Consider the following 19446-nt stretch of genomic DNA (forward strand, 5'->3'; position numbering starts at 1 on the left):
AAATTAGCCCCGACTTCTAAAGCGCTGGCCGAGACCTTCAAGGGGCGCGGAGCCCCGGACCCTGATCAGCAATGCACCACTGACCTGTGGATGGAGAACACCGAGATGATCACCCCAAACACCGCCGGCCAGTCGACACGCTGCCCGCTCGCCTGGATGCACCCGGATGACATCCTGCCCCCCACCGACCCAGCCGTGAGGCTAACCACCAGCGAGGCCCAGGCCGTCGAGGAAGCCTTGACCGACTACGCGGCCAAGGAACTGCGGATGTACCAGGAGAACATGATCTTCCGGCTCGAAGAACTCCACCCGATCCCCATCCACCCCGCCGTACGCGAGGAGTGGGCCCGTAACCTTCCCACGACGCCGAAGGACCTGCGCAGCACCTACGCCGCCTTGCAGCTGGAACGGGCCGCCTCCGCCGCGCTCCACACGGCCCTGGTCCGCCGGGACTGGGCCGGGCTCCTGCTCCGCTACACCACCCAGACCGGCACCCGGGACAAGATCAAGTATCCGTCCAGCGGGATCAAGGCCGGGGAATCCGTCCAGCACATCCGCGACGCCTGGGACAAGCGTGTGGCTGATCTCCGAACCGAACGTGCCCGCCGCCTCGGTTGCACCTGCCTCTGACCCACCAACCCGAGCCCCGCACCGCTATGCGGGGCTCACACGGTCGACGGCAAGGCGCGGTCAGTGGCACCCCGAGCGACAACTCCCCTCGCCTCTCCGCTCCCAACCAGCCAGCGTGGGCCGGCGCGGCAGGCGCTCCTAGCTCCCGTGACGCTCCGTAGTCGGCCAAGGGAATCGCTCACCTCCGGAAATAGTCCCGAAGCCGTTCGTGTTGGGGATGCCGACGATGGGGGGTGTCGACGCTGAGGTTGTTCAGCACGAAGGGCGGCGTCACGGAGGTTGCGCCGCGATTGGCCGATGAAGAGGCAGAGGTGCAGGCCCTCGTCGAAGGCGCGATGGAGGTCATGCTCGGAGTGCGGTTCCTGGCGAGCGAATACAGCACCGGCCCCGTGCACGGAGGGCGCATCGACTCGCTCGGGCTGGACGAGAACGGCTCGCCCGTGATCGTCGAGTACAAGAGGGCCACCGACCCCGGTGTCCTCTCGCAGGGCCTGTTCTACATGGCCTGGTTGGTCGACCACCGGCAGGAGTTCCATGCCCTGGTGCGTGAGCGCCTGGGCTCTGCGGCTGCCGCCCAGGTGATGTGGAAGGCACCCAGGCTGATCTGTGTCGCGGGGGACTACACCCGATACGACCTCCACGCCGTCGGGGAACACCGCCGGTCGATCGACCTCGTGCGTTACCGCCTCTACGGGAAGGGCCTCATCGCGCTGGAGACGGTCGCTTCCGTCGCGGCGCAGCCCAAGGCATCCCCGCGCATGCGCCGCGGGAACGCCGGCGGTGCGGCATCGCGGCCGAATCCGGCGGGGGCAATGGTGGAGCTGGCCGCAGTGGTTGACGAAGCGCTGCTGGCCCTCGGTGCCGACGTGACGAAGGTCGAGCGCAAGCAGTACGACGCGTACCAGCGCCTGCGTAACTTCGCCTGTGTGACGTCGCGGCAGGACAAGCTGCTCGTTTACCTCAAGGCGGCCCCGGAGGCCGTCGACCTCGTACCAGGATTCACCAGGGACGTAAGAGGGCTTGGGCATCACGGCACCGGCGATCTTGAGGTCCAGCTGCGCTCGGAGAGGGACGTGGAGCGGGCAATGGACCTGTTCCGGTTGTCCTACGCCGCAGCGTAGGCCGGTGTAGCCGGGGCGGCGACGCCTGGGGAGTCACGGCTGGTCGCGTCGGGACGCGGTGCTGGCTCTTGGCGGGCTCCTTTCGGTGGACGGGTAGGACGTGGCGGTGGTGCAGTCCATCTTCGGCAGGATCCCCGGTTTCGGAAACCGGGGATCCTGCGCTATGTATCGCCCAGCCACTGGCTGGGATACCTGCTCGGTAGCGCCTGGATGGGGCTCGTTCGCATCTTGCGTACAGGCGTTCGAGCGGGCAGGGTTCCATACTTCCGAGCACGTCCAGCCCACTTCGGCAGGAAGCGAGCGAAGACGACCATGGCTAAGCGTCAGTCCGAAGAGACCGGAACCTCTCCACTGCTCATCGCGATCGAGCACCTTGCTCGTGTGCAGGACCGCTTCGACACCCAGGAATCCGATCCCACCGGCACCTCGGCCGGCGATGACGGAGAGAACCGCGACGGCCTGAACCACCCCGAGGCGTAACCGCTGCCCCCGTTCGAGCCGCTCTGCAGCCCGGGCCCGCCCCTTCTCCAGGGTGGGCCCGGCCGCACCCGAAGTCTCCGGAGGACGCCGTGCACCACCAGCTCGTCCAAGCCCTCGAAACCGCCCTCGGCTGGACCGGGCCCGCCCCCATGGGCAGGGAGTTTGCCCGAGGCCACCTCGCTGACCCTGGGCTTCCGGCCCGGTTGATGAGCCCCACCCGCCTCTTGGACACTGTCATGCGACGCAGTCTGTCCCACCCTCAGTTCCGCGCCTTCCAGAACGGACGCGAGCTCCACCCCGGCGAGTACTTCACCGACACAGTCACCCGCCGCGGCCAGGGCATCCGCTTCACGAACATGACCCGCCTTTCCGCGATCATGCAGGAAGGCGCCACCCTCGTCCTCGACGAGCTCGACTTCTTCGACCCAAGCCTCGAAGTCGCCTGCCGCGCCCTCCAGTGGTGGTCCCGCGAGCTCGTCCAGGTCAACGCCTACCTGACCACGCAGGACGCCGCAGGGTTCGCCCTCCACTGGGACGACCACGACGTGGTCATCGTCCAAGTCGCCGGCGAGAAGTCCTGGGACGTACGCGGCACCTCGCGGCCGGTCCCCATGTACCGGGACGCCGCCCCGAACAACACTCCGCCTGAGACCTCGATCTGGCAGGGCACTCTCCGCGCCGGCGAGGTCATGCACATCCCGCGCGGCCACTGGCACCAAGCCACCCGCACCGACCAAGGCGACGGCGGATCGAGGCGACGGGGAGCTGGGACAGGGCGGCGATCTCGTCGGGGGTGGGGCGGTCGAAGTCAGTGCGGATCTCGCGTGCGGGCATGGGACGGCCTTTCGTCAGGAGGAGCGGTTGATGTTGGACAGTTCGCGCAGCGGCGCGAGGTCTTGGGCCATGAGGTCAGCGGGAGACGGTCCGGGCGCGCTGGGCGCGTTGCCGGTGGAGAGCACGGCGCGAGTGGTCCGGCAGACGAGGTGGGCGACGGACTGCACCAGGGCCGCGAACGCGAAGTCGTCCGTCTGCGGGAGCTGGAGCCGCTCGGAATGCGGCTGGGACGGGCCGTTGCGGTGGAGGAGGAACAGCCGGACGTCCGCCGCGACGGCCGCGCGGATCGCCTCCTGGGTGGTCCTGCTGGCGGCGTCGTAGGTCAGGAGGAACACCACGTCGCCCGGGGCGGCCGAGCGCAGCTGGTAGACGACGCCGTGCGCCGGGTCCGGGTGATCGTTGTAGATCGCGCTCATGTCGGCCAGCGACGGGTCGGAGACGACCACGGGCGGCTGGACGTCCTCGACGCCGAGGGGTGCGTCCCAGTGCAGGTTGTGGGCGTAGTGCTCGCCGGCCAGGGCGAGGGGTCCGCCGTCGGGGCACAGCACGTAGATCGGGCGCCGGGTGCGGATGGCCTCCGCGACCGCTGTGGTCGCCTCCTCCAGGAACGCCCCGAGCTGGACGGTGTCAACGGCGGCCACGGCGTGCAGGTGCTGGTCAACACGGGCCGCGAGCGGCGCGGTGGCCGATCCCAGCGCGGTTGCGGCTGCCAGGGTCAGCGCGGTCAGCATGGCGTCCTCGCTGACCTGCTGGTCGGTGGTCCCGGTGCCCCAGACCATGCCGCGGGTGGGTTCAACCTGGGTGCCGTCGCCGCCGACCAGGGCCAGAACGGGGACGTCGTGTTCGCGGCACAGGCTGAGGGCCTTGCGGATGTTCGCCGACCGGCCGCTGACGCTGGCGACGACGACCAGGTCCAGACTGTGGATGTCGGCCGTCAGCGACCTGGCGAAGACCTCGGAGTACGTGGCGCGCTGTGCGGTGTAGGCCATGGCCGCCGGGCTCATCATCGAGTCCGACACCGGGCGTCCAGTGTGGGCCTGGAGCTGGAGGACGGCCGAGCGGACGATCGCGGAGGATCCCCCGTTGCCGAAGGCTCGGATACGGGCGCCGCCGACGGCGGCCCGGTTGAGCAGGTCGACTGCGTCATGGCCGCGGGTGAGCATGCGGCCGACTGCGGTACCGACCTCGGTCAGGTAGGCGTGCGCGAAATCCTGGTACACGGTCGCGTCCTTTGACCAGGTCGATGTGGGGCGGCCGGGGCGCAGCCAGGGCGAGACCACGTTCGGGAGTTCGGCGCGGAACGAGCGGCGCAGCGGCCAGCCCAGGGCTGCAGGGAGGTCGTGGCAGTCCAGACGGCAGTCCATGGGACGGCCGCCGGCCGCCGCGTCCGCCGCCCCGGCCCGCAGGCGGCCGATGGGCAGACCAAACGCGCGGGTGATCAGTACGGCCATCTGGTACTTGGTGAAGGCTTCCTGCGCGCCCCAGTGGTTCACGGACCCGAGTCGCTGGCCTTCGAGGAGCACCGTGGCGAGCCGGCGGCAGACGTCGGCGGCCTCGTCCGCGTGGGTCGGGTATCGCACGCATACGTCGTCCAGCTCGACGTCCGCGCCTGTAGCCACGGTGGCGGCGATCTGGGTCAGGTTCGTCTCGGCCGCGTACTCGGCGGCCCCGTAGAGCACGGGCAGCCGCAGGATCGCGGCGTCCGGGCAAGCCGTCCGCACCGCCGCCTCGGCCTCCAGCTTCCACCGGCCGTACGGCGTCAACGGGTTCGGGACGGCGTCGGGCCTGTACGGCGCCTGGGTCCCGTCGAACACGTAGTCGCTGCTGACGTGGATCAGCCGGGCCCGGCGCTCGGCAGCGGCGCTGGCGATGAGACGGGCCGCGTCTACGTTCCGGCCCCGCGCCTGCTCCGGCTCGGCCGCCCATGCCTCGGGCCTGCGCTCCCCGACGCAGTTCACGACGACGTGCGGCCTCATCCGGTCGAGAAGCCGGTCGACGTCATCGGTCGACGTCGCGTCAACCGGAATCAGACCGGCGCCGGTCCGGCTGTATCCCGTTCCGGCCGCTGCATCACCGAACGCCCTCAGCACACTGCGCCCCAGCAGTCCAGACGCTCCGAAGATCACTGCTCGCACCGCTTCACCTCCACCAGTAGCCCTGCGGGGAAGCCAGACAAGCGGAGCAGCATCGTGATCGCGATAGGTTCAGGAGGTGAACCCGGTGCACCCACCAAGTCGGTTTAGGGACACTGCAATTGGCAACTGGTGTACGTACACCAAGTCCTTTTCGTCCCACCTCATTCGGCGCGCTGAGCGGTGGTAACGTCCGGCTCAGGACCCCGCCGGACTTGGAGTGCCCATGGAGCCAGCCGAGGTCCGCGCATCGCCGACCACCGTGCTCGCCGCCCTCCTCCAGCAGCTGGAAGTGCGGCCGGAGCAACTGATTGCGCGGATCAACGAGCGGCGCGCGCGCCGCGGATGCAACCCGTTGAGCTTAAAGGCGGCCTACCCGTGGCTACGCGGAGCCCACCCTCAGCCCGACAACGCGACCGATGCCCTCGCCGTCCTCACGGCCAAGGCCGGACGGTGCATCACCGCGTCGGACGTCGGGTGGGACCTGCCTCGCCAGCGGACGCGCAATCGGCACATCGACGCGCCCGGCGACGCCCCCCTGGAGGCATTGCTTCACGAGATCAGCCAAGGAGACATCATGGACCGCCGCAACCTGCTCATGCTCACCGGAGCCGCAGCCACCGCCCCGGCCCTCGCGCTGCTCCTCGGCCCGATAGCGGAAGCGGCAGCCGCACCGGCCGGTGCGCGGCTCTCCGAGGGGCTGGTCACCACCATCGAGAGCGCGGTTCGTGATCTCCGGAACATGGACGACTCCGCTGGGAGTTCCGCCGGCGACCTGACCTGGGGCACCGGGATCTGGCAGAGCACGTCCCGTGTGATGGCGCAGGCCCGAGGGCAGGGCCCCCTCGTCGACCGGCTCCAGACCGCCTACGTCGAACTCAGCGAACAGGTCGGCTGGATGCTCTTCGACGCCCGCCAGCACCCCCAGGCGCAGCGTGTCTACCACACTGGAATGCGGCTGGCCCGCGAGAGCACGACGTCTCTGACCACCCAGCACGCCGCCGCCAACCTGGTTGCGTCGGCGGCGTATCAGGCCGCCTGGCTCGGGCACCACAACGACGCCGCCCAGCTCCTCGACATCGCCTCCCGGGCACTGGATCTGCCGTCGGCTGTCACCGCCGTGATCAACGATCGGCGGGTGTACGCGGCCGGGCGCCGCCAAGACCCCGAGGCGGTACTCCGCTTCCGTGACGAAGCGCTCGCGCATGCCAGCGCTCCGGACGGACGTACGCCGTGGTGGGCTACCTGGCTGACGCCGGAGTCCGTGGATGCCGCTACCGGACGCGCCTGGCTCGCCTGCGACCAGCCGTCTCGGGCCGTGCCCTTCCTGACCCGGCGCGTCGAAGCGGTCTCGGCCGTCGACTACCCGCGCGACCGCCTGCTCGCAGTCCTCGACCTGGCCGACACAGTCCACAAGGGTGGCGAAACCGAGCACGCCCGCGACCTCCTCGGTCAGGCCGAAGACCTCCTCGGCCGGGTCTCCTCGCAGCGTGTGGTGCACCGGTACGAGAGCCTGTCGGCGGCCGTCGCCGCGTGAGAGCACGGCCCCGGCGCGAAGTCCGCACCGGGGCCGGCACGGGCCGTGGTGCTCTACGGCCGGTCGGGGCCACGTTCGGCGTACCGGCCCGTCCAGATCGTGCGGCTCTCGTAAGTCCCCTGTGCTTCTGCCCTGCCCCGACGAAGCTCCTGCAGGACCTCGGGGCTGATTCCCAGGTCGGTGGCAACAGCGTGCACGACCTCCAGGATCTCGGCCAGCTGCTGCCCGGCTGCCGCGCCGGCGGGATTCTCGGCGAGGAGCACCGTCACCTCCTCCCTCAATGCCTCTCGCAGCCGCGCCCGGTACTCCGCCGGAGCCGCCTCGTACACCTCGGGTTGCCGGCCATCGGTCTCAAGCAACCAGGACGGGATCCGATCTCGGACCAGCCGGGGGCGCTCCCCCAGCACGTGGGCGATCGCTTCGACGACGTCGGTCGCGATGAGGGTCGGCCAGTAGCTCGACTCTGTCCATGGCCGGCCACCGGAAACCCAGATGCTGTGAATGCCGAGGTCGACCGCCCCTTGTACGTCGGCGTGCGCGGCGTCTCCGATCATCCAGGTGGTCGCTCGGTCAAGGCCGGGCAGACCAACCACCTCGGCAGCGGCGTGGAAGATCTCCGGCGACGGCTTCCGGTGTCCGACCGAACCGGAGATCACCCACCCGTCCACCAAGGCATCCAGCCCGGCGTTGCGGATCTTCTCTTCCTGCTGGTCGCCTCGCCCGTTGGTGACGATCACGCAGGGCACCCCTGCCGCCCTGACGGCAAGGAGCGATCGTCGGACCGCATCGTCGAGCGTCACGTGGGCCGCCGGGCCCCGGCGCAAGAACGTCAGAATCGTGTGCTCGGAGATGCCGTTCCATCGCTGCGCGAGGGCAGCTGCGACGGCAGGCCGGGGTGCGTGGCCGCCTTGGTCCAGCTCCATGATCACGTCTGCGTCACACTCTGGAAGGCCGTTCTCGGAGAGGAATGCGCTGGCGGCGCGCCTGAAGGCGGCGTCTCTGTTGATCAGCGTGTTGTCGAGGTCAACGGCGAGGAGTGAGGCCCTGGGAGGAGGGAGGGCGCGCGACGTCGGCATGAGAGGCAGTATGGCGGCCGACGCCCGCGACGGTCAGGGCCTCGGCAAAGGTGAGGCCCAGCGGGTGAGCGGAGCATTCTGGCGCGGTCTCGAAAGAGGACCCGGTCCGCTGAAGTGCCGGCCGCCTGTCCAGGTGCTGTGTTGCCCTCCTCTCTGGGATCGTCCGGGCAAAGCCTCGACGGCAGCTGGCAGACCGACTCGCCGGCCATCCCACCGTGGCCCGGCGGATCCTGGACCACCTCGACCAGCACGACGGCCGGACCAACCTCCGCTCTGCGGGTCAGCGAGCGGTCGATGGAGCGCTGGCGGCGGGACTGGCGCGAGGCGGCGTCCAGGCTTTGCCTTCGGCGCCACGCGCCGCTGAACCGTTCAGCGCCGCAGCGGCTGGTCACAGGTACAGCACGGCCGGGCCCTCGGTCCACCCTGCGACGAAGCTGCTGGCCCCGTCTAGCGGGGCTTCCTCGACGCAGTTGGGGAGCCCAGTGGGATCGAACTCACCTGCCCGGAAGGCCCAGCAGGCTGGTGGCCGTTCCGGATCAGGCGCGGTAGCCGGTGCGGCTGCGCTGCTGCATGCCCCGGAAGGCCGAGGCGGAACTGTCGAGGCGTTCCAGCGCGGTGGTGGCGAAGGCCTGCACCAAAGCGTCGGGGTGGGACTTCAACTTCTCCGCAGCCTCCCGGCGCGGGCGGATCACGGCGTCCAAGTCGGTGAAGACGGCGTTCACTGCGGCCAACCCGTGCAGGATCAGCTCCTGGCTTTCAAGGGTCAGCCCAGCAATCAGGAGCTCTGGGACAACCTGTCCCCAGGTAGTGCTCGACCAGGCCAGGTGAACCGCCTTCGCAGCTCGACGGCGTGCGCTCGGCGGTCCGCCGGCCCACTCGACTAGTGCTCGCGACCAGGCTTCGGTGTCTTTGCCGATCGCAGTGAGCGTCTCGCACAGCACGTCTTCGACGGAGTCGTCGAGGGCGTTGGCCGGTACTGCCGACCAGCGCTGCTCGAACGCGGCGGTGATCTCGTCTCGCACCGCAATGTCGAGCCTCTCAAGCTGCTCCGTCCAGGAAGCCGGCAGGCGGCGACCTCCGAGGACATGTCCTGCTAGGACCTGGGCGAACCTCTGGGGTGACCGGCGAGCGATCTGGATCACTCCGTGGCTGATGAGGCCGAGGCCGTCGTTGTTCATGAGGCCGGTGATGTCGGTGGTGAGCCCCCGCTCCAGCACGGCCACGCAAGCGTTTACCGCTTCGGGGTCCACCGGTGCGTTGGAGTGGAGCACTATCCCGATCGCCTCCAATACCTCGGGAACCGCCTGATCCGGCCCCTGGGTGCCGAGCAGGGCAAGGCGTTCCAGGCGGTCCTCGGCTGATCTCGTGCAGTGGCGCGCGTGCCGGGCGACCTGTGTGCAGATGGCGGCCGGCTCGGAGGCCTCGGTTCCGGTTGCCGCGTCCGTGAGAGCGCGAAGGAGTTGCTCTTCCTGTTTGGGGTGGTCGTCCGCCATCGCGAGTGCGAGCCCCGCGAGCCTGGGGTCATCCGCATGTTCGGAAACCCGCTGCCAGACCTGCTCCGGGTGCCGGGTCGCCAGGCCGGCCAGCAGGCCAGCATCGCCTGGCAGTGGCCCGCTGGCGATGCGGTCCAGGACGGGATCAGCGTCGGTCGCGTTCCGGCCTACGGCTGCGGCGAATGCCGGGAGAACCTCGTGCGCTGTGCCGAAGAAGGAGAGATCTGAGGCTTCCAGCAGGTCGATGGCCTGCGCGGTGGTGAGCTGACCGGCCAGCGTGATGGCGGTGGGCTTCTGGGCTGCGACGTCCTCTGCCCAGGTGGCCGTGAAGGTGTTTGGTGGCTGAATGACGAGGAGGTGCGAGAGCCCCGGGTCGCTGAGTGCCGCCACCGCGACGGGCTCGCCGTTGGCCGCAGCTCCTGCCAGGTCGGTCCGGCGGGTGCCTGTTCCGAGCGCGGCCTCGACCGCCCGGCGCCGCACGGACAGCGGAAGGTCCGTCCACCGCGAGGCGATCTTCTCGGCAAACCTGGAGGCAGCCTCCATCAGGATCTGCCCGGCGTGCGCGGGCAGCGGCTGGTGGTGGTTGCCGTGCAGTCCGCGGCCCACGGCTTGGCGCAGTTGCCCGGGTACGGCGACCAGCGCGTTGAGGAGGTTCAGGTGCTCGGGCTGGTGCAGGGCCGACTCGGCAAGCAGCGGTTCGAGTAGATCGAGGGCCTGGTCGAGCTGGTCCCGAGTCTCCGGAAGGTCGGGAAGCGTGGCGATGCTGATGTTGAGGGTGTTCGCGTGCTCGGGCGTGGCGTGCCGCACGAGTTCGACGGTGATCTCCAGGTAGGGCTGCAGGGCTGCGAGGAGGACTCGGGCGATGGACTCGGGGCCCCGCCTGGCTGCGTCTTCGGGGTCGAGCCCCATGGGCGGTTCGGCGGTGCGGTCCCGGACCCAGCGCGAGATCGCGCCGAGCAGGGCGCCTCGGCGCCCCATCAGTGCCTGTCCGATGTGCTGGCCGCTCAGGCCGGTCCATGTATGGAATACGCGCAGCAGGCCGTCCGGCTGGTGGCCGCCGAAGACGGGGCGGGCGGCATCCATCAGCCAGGCGATGTCCAGCACGGATGCCACCGCCGCCGGGGCGGTCTCGGGGTTGGTGCGTCCTGCCAGCCGGGCGAACTCCTGGCACAGGCGGTCCAGTTCGTACCGGTAGTAGGCGACGGCGTCAGTGTCCCCCCAGAGCTGCTCGGAGGCCGGCACAGGCCACTGTCGGACCAGCCGTTCGGTGAGCTGCGCGAGAAGTGTCGGATCAGCGGAGGCGGCCTGGGAGGCGAGGCGGACAACGCTGGTCCAGTGGCCGAGGTGGGCGTCTTCGGGGAGCAGGCCGAGGACAAAGGCGGTGATCGCCGAGGTGGCGGCCCGGTTGCTGCTGTCGCGGGCGGCTGCGGCCAGTACGCCAATCTGCGGATCGAGCCGCCGAGTCGCGGCGTCCAGGGCGTCCGCGTGCCCCTGCGGGGTCATCTCCGGGGTGAGGCCCGAGTGGGCGGCCAGGCAGCGCAGGGCGGCTTCCGGGTCCAGCCGGACCTTGGCCCCCGAGGCGAGGGCGTCGGTCAGGACAACGGCGGCGGCAAGGTCGGGGCGGAAGGTGTAGGGCGGCGTGTCCACCAGCCCCGCGTCGGCAAGGTCGTCTAGGAGCCGGTCGAGCCGGTCGGGCTCGGACGGCAAGCTGGAGACCGCGCCGTGGAGAACGGCGAGGTCCTGACCTCCGCGGTGCCCGGCCAGGTCGCCGGCTTTGGTCAGCAGCGCGAGAGCGACCGCGACCGTCCGGTGCAAGCCAGGGTCGTCCAGTGCCAGGAGCCTGTTGGAGACCAGCTCCCGCAGGAGGTCGGAGGCGTCGCTCCAGTCGAACTTCCCGTTGGAAAGGGCTACTTGGCAGGCGGTGTGAGCGATTAGGGGATTGCCGCTGGCCAGGCCAATGACGGCCGTGCGGAACTCGTCCAGTTGAATGCCGTAGTCCGTGATGATCGTGTCGATCTCCGGACGGCCCAGGCGGCGAAGTACGACCGGGATGGCGGCCTGGTGTTCGGCTCCGGCGGTGTAGAGCGTCCGCTCGCGCTGGCCTGGGCGAACGGTGAGGACCAGCCGGACTCGGTCGAACCGCTGGTCGGCGAGCATCGCGGCCACTGCGGACAGGCTTTCGCTGCGATGGGCGTCGTCGATCACGAGGATCAGCGGTGCGTCCAGCCCCACCTCTGTGAACGAGTCAAGCGTGAATGGAGCCCCAGAAGGGACGACCAGGGTTGTGGCGACGGACCGGGCCGTCTCGATCGCGATCCTGGTCTTCCCGGAGCCGCCAGGGCCCTCCACCACGACAACCCGGTCCTCAGAAGATTCCGGGGCGAGCCGGGCGCGGAGCTGGCTCTGGATCTCGGCAGCGCCGCGGAGCTCAGCGGCCATCCCGGGCACCGTGCTAGAGAGCCGATCCAGGTACACCACCGCAGTGGCCAGGGCCCTGGGCCGACGCGGACGGACCCCCAGCTCGGCCTCGGCCACCCAGCGCAGATCGTCCGACTCAAGCTCGACGACAAGCTCGCCGAGGTCGAAGATCTCCAGGTCCACCCCGAAGTCGTTCTTCGCCCGATCCCTCTGCTTCTTCTTCGAGATGTCGTTCGTCGAACGGTTCGTCACGAAGGTGGCCGGCGCGGTACGTCCGTGCTGCTTGTGCTTCTCCAACTCGATGGTGAGCTTCGTGGTCCACTCGCCCTGAAGGCTGACCCACAGCGCCATGTCGATCTCGCCCGCGAACAAGGGGCGGCTGTAGCCGTCGAGACCTGTGTCACCGGTGGCGCTGGTGAGGCGGAGATTGGGGTAGCGCTTCCGGAGCACCCGCAGGGCGACCCGTTCCAGGGTCCGAGCGTCCGTGAGCTGTTGCAGCGCCATCTTTGCGGTTTCGTACAGCATCCCTCGCCCCTCCGCCTCACTGAGACATGCGCGGGACCATTCTCCTCCACCTCGCTGCCGGGCCGGTCACGTAGGAGGGAGGGTGGGTCCCAATGGTTCAGTCCTGAGCGGTGTACCTGGCGATTAGTGCCGGCAGGTCGCCCTCGCTGAGTGAAATCACGGCCTCCGAGCCGGGTGGCGACGTGGGCACCCACCCGTCAGGTCCGGGCCTGAACGGCGGCCTCCGGATTCCGTGCCTTGGGCAGGGTGATGCCCTCGCCTTGCGCGACTTGCCCCGGGCGCAACGTCCACGGCACCGTCCCCGTTTCGGTCAGCCACTCGTTCACAAGAAGCCGCCGCACGGCAAAGTTCCGCAACGCGTGATCCACCTGCCAGCCCAGGCCCGAGCCCAGCTGGGCATATGAGGGGCCGTGGCCGTGCTCGCTGCGAAAGGCCACGGTGAACTTGGCCGCCAGCTGGCCCCGGTCCGGGTGCGTGTCCTTCCACGCGCCGTACGCGACCGCAGTGCTCCTGGAGAAGAACTGAGGGCGCCCGGGCACCATAAACGCCTGTGCGACGCGCTCCGGTGTCCGAGCACACACGGTGCAGTACTCAACGGCCTCAACGTGTCGGCGCAAGGCCGGCGTGACCGCGCTCTTCCACCTGGCCCATGCCTCTGCGTCGAACTGGAATCCCGGAGTCGAAGCGAGCGCAACCGCCCTGCCCTCGTCCTTGGCGCTCTGTGCCCTCTCCTCTTCGGAGGGCTGACGCATGCCCGACAAATGACGCACCGCGGGGTCGAGGCGGCAGCGGTCCTCGGATAGCTCAGTGAGGAAGCCCGTCCGCAGAAGGTCGGGCAGGGCGGCCCGGCAGGCGTCGGGAAGGTCGGGCGGAATCTGACCGAGGAGCTTGGAGGTGCTGTGCGCGGCAAGAAACAGCCCGGCCAGCCGACCAGCGGGAGGGAGCTTCTTGACCGGCTTGACGGACAAGGTTCGCGTGGTCCATCCGGACACTCGCGAGCGCGTGTTCTGCCCGAAGGGCAGAGGATGGCCCGCCTCCTGGGACAGATCCGGCACCGTGACCGGGACCGGTACTGCCGGATCACCGCTGAGGAGCGTCTCATCCACCTGCCAGCCCAGCCCACGAAGGGCATTGACGGCTCCGCTCGCATCGCCCAGCCGCAGGGCCGACAGGTCCGCCCCGGTGATGTTGCCTACCCCGCCACGCGCGGCTCGGATCGCCACCACCACGGCAACGAGCTGGGCATCGGCGTCGGGAAGGGCCAGCGAGGCCACGTAGCCGAGCAGCGTGCGTGCTGCTTCACCCTGTGGGGACGTCAAGAGGAAGCCCGGCTGCTGCTCCTTCCGGGCAGGGGCGGCGCTGGCATTGCTTGAGCTGGACGCGGTCTTCGGCACGGTCATCCAACGTCCACCGGCGTGCGGAGTCACCACCCCTGCTCCGTCTGGAGCAGACAGCACTGGTACGGGACCAGGCCGGCCTTGCCGGGGCGGACGTACTTCGCGCACCCCCCCGCTCACACAGGCTGGCCTACGCGGGCGTGCTCCGTGGCCGTTGCTCGGTGGTCGGGTGCGGGGCGGGTGGCGAGGAGGGTGAAGTGCTCGGTCGAGATGATCGACTCCCGCTTCGCTGCAGGGAGGCGGGAGAGGATGCCGGGAAGCGGCCTCTCCTTGGCGGCTTCACTTCGGTGAGCCGAGATCGTGGCCCACTTCTGCTCGAGCCACTCGCTCACGTCGACCGTCGTGGTGGTGTGTTCGTCTGGGACGCTGAGGATCTTCTTCCCGACCCGCTCCAAGAGCGGGCCGAGCTCGCCCACCCCCGAGACCGGGTGTGTGGCCGCGTACAGGGCCGCGGGCTGCCACGGGGCCCCGGCATCCGGGTGGAGGTGTTCAAGACCGGCGGAGTGGAACGCGAGGACGGTCGCTTGGTGGGTGCGGACGTGGTCGGGGTGGCCCGTCAGCTGGCCGTAGGCGTCGTGGGTCACCACGGCCTGGGGGCGTACGGAGCGGATGTGCCCGACGAGCAGCTCGACGACCTCGTCGATGGGAGCGTCGCACAGCCGGGCCCGACCAAGCGCGGACTCGGGGATGCGGGCGTCCGCGTAGCCGAGCATCCTCGGCTCGCCGGCTCCCAGCGCGGCCAGGGCGTCGGCGAGCTCGGGTGCCCGGTGGCTGGTAGGGGACCAGGTGGCGGTGACGACGTTCGTTGCTGCGCCCGCGGCGGCGTGCTGCGCGAGCACACCTCCGGCCAAGAGGGCCTCGTCGTCGGGGTGTGCGAAGACGCCGAGCAGGCTGGGAAGCGACACGGCTGCTCCTTCGGTTGGGGTGTCGGTGCCGGCCGTCACGGTTGCGTGTGGGCCGCAGCTTCGAGATGTCGGGGGTGGGGTCAGGTCAGAGGTCGGGGTTTCCGGCCGTGCCGGTGGCTGCTGGGACGGCCGTGCCGGTGAGCTGCTGGGCTCTGCGGGCCAGGTGCGGGGCGAGTTCGGGGTGGGCGCCGCGGCCGGTGACCTGGAGAAGCTGGGCGAGGGCGACGAGTTCGCCGATCCGTCCCTCGGGGGTGTCGAGGACGTGGGTGAACTCGCTGCGGATGCGAGCGGCCGTGGCGGGCTGGGGGAGGGTGTAGGCGTGGAGGAGGCCCACGTCGTAGCCGGTGGGGAGTAGGCCCCACCCCTCCCAGTCGAGGATCACGAGGGGCTCGGGCGTGAGGTTGCCCCAGTGGAGGTCCCCGTGCCCCGTGGTCCAGGAAGAGATCGTGGGCACGGGAGTGCCGAGGAAGCGGGTGAAGTTGCGGTCGATCCACTGCTGCCGTACGGCTTGCCGGTCGGTTGGCACCGTCGCAGTAGCAGCGAGCGCGCTGCGCAGGTCTCCCCACCAGGAGCGGGGCAGGTCGACGTCGCCTGTCAGGACCGGTCCGCCGGATTGGAGCGCCGGTTGGGCGATGTACTCGGACAGCTCGGCCCGGTAGACGATGGCGTTGTCGGTCCACTCGGTGACGTCGTGCAGGCGAGGTCGGGGAACGGAGCGGGGCAGGGCGGCGTCCGCGGCGGCCGTGCCCTCCCACAGGCGGGCGTTGCGCTTGTCGGCAGGAGCACTGACCAGCCGCAGCCACCACCGGCCGGCTCGCCGGCCCAGGGTTCGGCCCTGCCATCCCCAGGCTTCCGGCCCGGACGCGGTCACGGAGAAGGCGCGGGCGGCCTGCTGGTGCCGGCTGCGCATCCGCTGCTGGTCGCACGTCTCGGCGGGCGGCGCGAAGACTGCCTGCCGGGCCTCCGAATCGGTCATACGGGCCGTCCGAGAAGACGCTTCGCTCCGGCGTCCAGCAGCTGTTGGCCTGCGTCCTGCCCGACTTCATGAGCTGACGTCGAGGGGCCGGACGCGCAGGCGCGCAGAGGGTCGCCGCCGATCGGGTCGAGAACGGCGGCGTGCACGGTGACGACTCCCGACGCGGCGTCGAGGGTGGCGTGGGCGGAGGCGGCTGTCAGGCACCCGCCGTGCAGCGTGGCGAGCGCGGCTCGCTCGGCGTCGAGCAGGATCCGGGTGGGGCCATGGGTGAGGGGTGCGAGCAGTTCGCCGGTGGCGGGGTCGTCGGCACGGTGCTCGACGATCACGGTTCCCGCGCCGGCCGCGGGCAGCCACACGGTGGGGTCGAGGATCTCGGAGGCCCGGTCCTCGTGGCCAAGGCGGCGCAGGCCGGCCAGGGCGGCGATCATCACGTCCGCGCCGAGCGTTCCCTCGTCCAGCTTCGAGAGCCGGCTGTCGGCGTTGCCGCGGATCGGTACCTGTACGAGCTTCGGATGGAGGGCTCTGAGAAGGGCCGAGCGGCGGGGTTCGCTGGTTCCGACCCTGGTGCCGGGAAGGAGTTCGGCGAGCGTGGCCGCGGGATGGCCGGCGGGGAGGACGAGAGCGTCGCGGGTGTCCTCCCGGGGCAGAACCGCTCCGATGATGATGCCGGGGGATCGGTCGTGCGGGCCGGGCACGTCTTTGGCGCACGCGATCGTGGCCTGGACGAGGCCGTCGAGGAGGTAGCGGTCCGCGTTGCGGGTGAAGGCCCCTTTCCCGCCGATCGCCGAGAGCGGGCCGCGGTGCCGGTCGCCCTCGGAGACGATCTCGACGATGTCGAGGACCGCCTGCGGGTAGCGGGCGCGGAACGCGTTGGCGAAGCGGGTGGTCTGTTCCAGGGCCATGGGGCTGGGCCGGGTCCCCAGCCGGACGGTGGTGAGGGTGGTGCTGCTGGTCATCATGGTCGGGCTCCATCGGCGGTTACGGGGCGGGCGGGCGAGATACGGCTGAGCGCGGCCTGGAGGACCGCGTGCGCCGGCAGGGCACTGGTGTCGATGACGTGGCCGTCGGCGTGCATCCACGCAGTGGCGGCAGCGGCGTAGTCCACCGCCCTTCGCCGCCGGTACGCACGCACGGCCTCGTTACGGGTCTCGTCTCCCGGAAACTCCTCGCTCGCGTCGATCCGGGCTTTCAGCTCGTCCGGTTCGACGTGGAGGACGAGGTGGACGAGCCCGGGCGAGCGGCGCAAGGGCGCGAACACTTCGGCGGCGTACGCGGGATTGAGCACGGTCATGGGCACGAGGACGTGACCGCTGGTGTGGGCGGCGATCTCGCTGATGTAGGCCGTGGTCAGGCGCCGCCAGGCCGGGTAATCCTGGTAGTCGCGGAGCTTTCCGGGGTGCCCGGCCAGGGTGCGGCGCAGCAGGTCGCCGATCTCCTCCGGGTCGGCCACCACCGACCCGGGCAGTGCCTGATGCAGGCCGGCCGCCAGGGTGCTCTTGCCGCTACCGAAGGCCCCATTGATCCAGGTGATCACTGCTGGTCGGACCTCCCTGAGGCTGTGTTCCGTCCAACGGCGGGGCCGGGGGCCTCGTCACGGCCGGGCCAGGAGACCACGATGCGGCAGTCGTTCTTCTCCACGACGTCTCCGGCGGGGAGCGCTGAGTCGGGGGTACCTGCGGGCAGCACCGTCAGCCGGGGCGCGGCCCGGCCCCGAAGGTCGCGGTCCCAGGTGCGGACCGCGGCGGCCAGGGTGTCCGCGGCGGCCTTGCCGTCCGGCCCGAAGCCCTGGACGCCGAACTCCCACGTGGACGTGCCGCCAGCCTCGTCGTGCTCACGCCGCTCCGTCATCAGGCAGGCCAGCGAGCCACCGAGGACAATCGCCTCGGCACCCGACCGCTTCGGCAGCCGCACCGGCCCTGACCGGTCCGGATCCCCCTCCATCCGGCAGAACCCGGCCAGGGAGGTGGCCAGCCACAGCTGCAGGTCCTCGAGCGTCTCCCCGCCAAGCACCCTCACCCCGGTCCACAGCTCTACGCCGCCCGCGGCCAGGGCGCGGTCCAGGCCGTCGAGCGCGGCGGGCGGGGTGTCCTCCCAGCGGATGCCGTAGCCGGTGTCCCCGATCGGGGCCGGGGTCTCGTCCCACCGGCCGGCACCCTGCATGGGGACGAACCCGCACGGGCTGATCTCCGTGGACACCAGCGCTGAGTCCTCATTGCGCAGACCGACGGCCCGGGTGAACCCGCCGATCCGCAGGGGCACGACCAGGTGCCCGCCCTGCGCGAGTTGGTTCGTCCAGTGCCGCGCCACGTCGTTCGAGGCGACCGTCACGATGATGGCGTCGAAGCCGTCCGCCGGAAGCAGGTCCCCGGGCGCTCCGCCGGTGCCGTCGCCTAGGACGGCCCGGACCCGCTTGGCGTACCCGGTCTCGGCCAGGAACCGCTGCGTACGCGCATGCACGTACGGGTCGATCTCCATGCACACCACCGACCCCTGGGGACCGACGAGTTCGGCGATCAGGCAGGCGTTGTAGCCGCCACCTCCGATCTCCAGCACGTTCGCTCCCGGCCGGAGGTTGGCGCGGCGCAGCATGACCGCCTGCATCTCGGGCTGCGACACCGAGCTCATCGACCGCCCGCTGCCCTCGTCGAACACGGTGGCCACCGCCTCGTTGACGTACGCCCGAGCGAGCGACTGCTCGGGGAGGAACGCCTGCCGGGGCACGACCGAAAACGCCGCCCGCAGCTCCGGGGTGTCGGTCCAGCCGGCCTCGGTGAGGACTTGGACCAGCTGCTCGCGGAGTCGGATTGCCGTGGCCGGTTCGCCGAACGTCAGCTGCACGCCTCCGGTGGGCCTGGGCGTGTGGTGCGCGGGCGGGACGTCGGGCAGCAGGCCCGGCCACACCACGTTCAGGGCCTGGGCGGAAGCCGTGAAGATCGGCTGGGGCAGGTTCCGCACCGCGAAGGGGCTGTGCCACTCCCACCGGGTGATCAGCTCCGGCTCCCGGACGGTCGGCTCGCCGGTGTAGTCGGTGATGCGGGCGATCTCGGTGACCCGGGTGAATCCGTGCGTGGAGTCGCACAACGTGCCCAGCAGGAGCACCGACTCCGGCCGGGCCTGCAGGCCCGCCTCCTCCGCGAGTTCGCGTACCGCGGTGGCCTCGAAGGCCTCGCCCGGCTCCACCTTGCCGGCCGGGAGTTCCCACACTGTGCGGGAGGGGTTCCAGCCGAGGAGGACCTGCCCGCGGTCGTTGGTGACCACGACGGCGACGCCGGCCATCGCGGACGGCTTCGGGGTCCGCTTCTCGCTGTAGGCGACGGGGTCGGTCTTGGGCCCGCGCAGCAGCAGGACGGTGAGGTCGCCGGCCTCGATGCGCTCGGTGTGCTGCCAGCCGTCGGCGAGGAGGTCGATCTCGGTGTCGTCCAGGCAGATCCCGCGCAGCTCCTCGGGGTGGCGGTCGGCATGCGGGGTGATCACGCACAGGGTGCCGTCCTCGTCGAGGAGGGCGGCGAGTTCGGCGACCGTGCGGGTGCGGTCGGGCAGGTGGGCCAGGGCCCGGCGCATGGTGATCAGCCGATAGCCGCCGGTGCCGGCCGGGGAGAGGGCGGAGAGGTCCCCGCTGGTCAGGTCGAGGTGGTGGCAGCTGACCTGGTCCGAGGCCGCGCTGGTCTTGTCGACGGCGGACTGGGCCCAGTCCACGGCGTCGACCCGGTACCCGGCGGCGGCGAGGAAGCGGGCGAGCTCACCGGTCCCGCAGGCCACGTCCAGGGCCCGGGCATCCTGGACGTCCTCAGGCAGGGCCAGGTGCTCGGTGAGGATGGTCTTCTCGGTGTCGCTCAGGGGGCGGAAGTCGCGGCCGGCCGCGTAGTGGGCGTGCCAGTCCTGTGCGGTGTGCGTGGTGCTCATGTGCTGCGGGGCTCCCTGT

Annotated in this window: 13 protein-coding genes and 1 pseudogene; 5 read left to right on the top strand and 9 right to left on the bottom strand. The window is 70.5% G+C overall.

Going from position 1 to position 19446, the window contains the following annotated elements:
- The first annotated feature begins 90 nt into the window (after positions 1–90).
- The 4 genes and pseudogenes from BX286_RS31405 to BX286_RS31415 all read left to right on the top strand — a co-directional run.
- Entirely contained in the window at positions 91–630 is a 540-nt protein-coding gene (locus BX286_RS31405) for a hypothetical protein (protein WP_121017029.1), read from the top strand.
- A 233-nt stretch (positions 631–863) separates the two neighbouring features.
- Positions 864–1751, top strand: a complete 888-nt coding sequence (locus tag BX286_RS31410; protein ID WP_121017030.1) for a DUF5655 domain-containing protein — start codon at positions 864–866, stop codon at positions 1749–1751.
- Positions 1752–2063: 312 nt separating this feature from the next.
- Complete coding sequence (locus tag BX286_RS36810) at positions 2064–2231, top strand: hypothetical protein (protein ID WP_187344224.1); 168 nt, start codon at positions 2064–2066, stop codon at positions 2229–2231.
- A gap of 89 nt (positions 2232–2320) precedes the next feature.
- Positions 2321–3028, top strand: a pseudogene (locus BX286_RS31415) (JmjC domain-containing protein); the annotation flags it as partial.
- Positions 3029–3079: 51 nt separating this feature from the next.
- Here the strand turns inward: BX286_RS31415 and BX286_RS31420 are convergent.
- Positions 3080–5200 (bottom strand): sugar nucleotide-binding protein, encoded by a 2121-nt coding sequence (locus BX286_RS31420; protein WP_121017032.1) that lies wholly within the window; start codon positions 5198–5200, stop codon positions 3080–3082.
- A 223-nt stretch (positions 5201–5423) separates the two neighbouring features.
- Here BX286_RS31420 and BX286_RS31425 point away from each other — a divergent pair, with 223 nt between their 5' ends.
- Positions 5424–6734, top strand: a complete 1311-nt coding sequence (locus BX286_RS31425; protein WP_121017033.1) for an XRE family transcriptional regulator — start codon at positions 5424–5426, stop codon at positions 6732–6734.
- A gap of 53 nt (positions 6735–6787) precedes the next feature.
- Here the strand turns inward: BX286_RS31425 and BX286_RS31430 are convergent, their stop codons facing one another.
- The 8 genes from BX286_RS31430 to fxlM all read right to left on the bottom strand — a co-directional run bounded on the left by BX286_RS31430 (position 6788) and on the right by fxlM (position 19427).
- Positions 6788–7810 (bottom strand): HAD-IA family hydrolase, encoded by a 1023-nt coding sequence (locus BX286_RS31430; RefSeq protein ID WP_261993560.1) that lies wholly within the window; start codon positions 7808–7810, stop codon positions 6788–6790.
- A gap of 536 nt (positions 7811–8346) precedes the next feature.
- A complete protein-coding gene (locus BX286_RS31435; RefSeq protein ID WP_121017035.1) occupies positions 8347–12246 on the bottom strand; it encodes a hypothetical protein in 3900 nt (1299 codons plus the stop codon).
- Between the two features lie 197 nt (positions 12247–12443).
- A complete protein-coding gene (locus BX286_RS31440) occupies positions 12444–13646 on the bottom strand; it encodes a hypothetical protein (RefSeq protein ID WP_261993561.1) in 1203 nt (400 codons plus the stop codon).
- Between the two features lie 113 nt (positions 13647–13759).
- Positions 13760–14548 carry a PIG-L family deacetylase gene (locus BX286_RS31445; protein ID WP_121017037.1) on the bottom strand — a complete coding sequence of 263 codons (789 nt, stop codon included), beginning with the start codon at positions 14546–14548 and terminating at the stop codon, positions 13760–13762.
- A gap of 85 nt (positions 14549–14633) precedes the next feature.
- Positions 14634–15524, bottom strand: coding sequence for a hypothetical protein (locus BX286_RS31450; protein ID WP_187344225.1), 891 nt, complete (start codon positions 15522–15524; stop codon positions 14634–14636).
- Positions 15521–16480: a hydroxymethylbilane synthase gene (gene hemC / locus BX286_RS31455; protein ID WP_187344226.1), complete on the bottom strand. Its 960-nt coding sequence runs from the start codon at positions 16478–16480 to the stop codon at positions 15521–15523. Before hemC ends, BX286_RS31450 begins: the two co-directional genes overlap by 4 nt.
- Positions 16480–17058 (bottom strand): AAA family ATPase, encoded by a 579-nt coding sequence (locus BX286_RS31460; RefSeq protein WP_121017040.1) that lies wholly within the window; start codon positions 17056–17058, stop codon positions 16480–16482. The genes hemC and BX286_RS31460 overlap by 1 nt, the downstream gene beginning before the upstream one ends.
- Positions 17055–19427 (bottom strand): methyltransferase, FxLD system, encoded by a 2373-nt coding sequence (fxlM, locus tag BX286_RS31465; RefSeq protein WP_121017041.1) that lies wholly within the window; start codon positions 19425–19427, stop codon positions 17055–17057. Before fxlM ends, BX286_RS31460 begins: the two co-directional genes overlap by 4 nt.
- Positions 19428–19446: the final 19 nt, after the last annotated feature.

Origin of the sequence: Streptomyces sp. 3211.6 (assembly GCF_003634815.1) — a bacterium.
GTDB classification, from domain to species: Bacteria; Actinomycetota; Actinomycetes; order Streptomycetales; family Streptomycetaceae; genus Streptomyces; species Streptomyces katrae_A.

Excerpts from the sequence above, each read along its gene's own strand:
- hemC (WP_187344226.1), bottom strand. The coding sequence starts at position 16,480 with ATGACCAGCAGCACCACCCTCACCACCGTCCGGCTGGGGACCCGGCCC.
- fxlM (WP_121017041.1), bottom strand. The coding sequence starts at position 19,427 with ATGAGCACCACGCACACCGCACAGGACTGGCACGCCCACTACGCGGCC.
- BX286_RS31430 (WP_261993560.1), bottom strand. The coding sequence starts at position 7,810 with ATGCCGACGTCGCGCGCCCTCCCTCCTCCCAGGGCCTCACTCCTCGCC.
- BX286_RS31440 (WP_261993561.1), bottom strand. The coding sequence starts at position 13,646 with ATGACCGTGCCGAAGACCGCGTCCAGCTCAAGCAATGCCAGCGCCGCC.
- BX286_RS36810 (WP_187344224.1), top strand. The coding sequence starts at position 2,064 with ATGGCTAAGCGTCAGTCCGAAGAGACCGGAACCTCTCCACTGCTCATC.
- BX286_RS31405 (WP_121017029.1), top strand. The coding sequence starts at position 91 with ATGGAGAACACCGAGATGATCACCCCAAACACCGCCGGCCAGTCGACA.
- BX286_RS31450 (WP_187344225.1), bottom strand. The coding sequence starts at position 15,524 with ATGACCGATTCGGAGGCCCGGCAGGCAGTCTTCGCGCCGCCCGCCGAG.
- BX286_RS31435 (WP_121017035.1), bottom strand. The coding sequence starts at position 12,246 with ATGCTGTACGAAACCGCAAAGATGGCGCTGCAACAGCTCACGGACGCT.
- BX286_RS31425 (WP_121017033.1), top strand. The coding sequence starts at position 5,424 with ATGGAGCCAGCCGAGGTCCGCGCATCGCCGACCACCGTGCTCGCCGCC.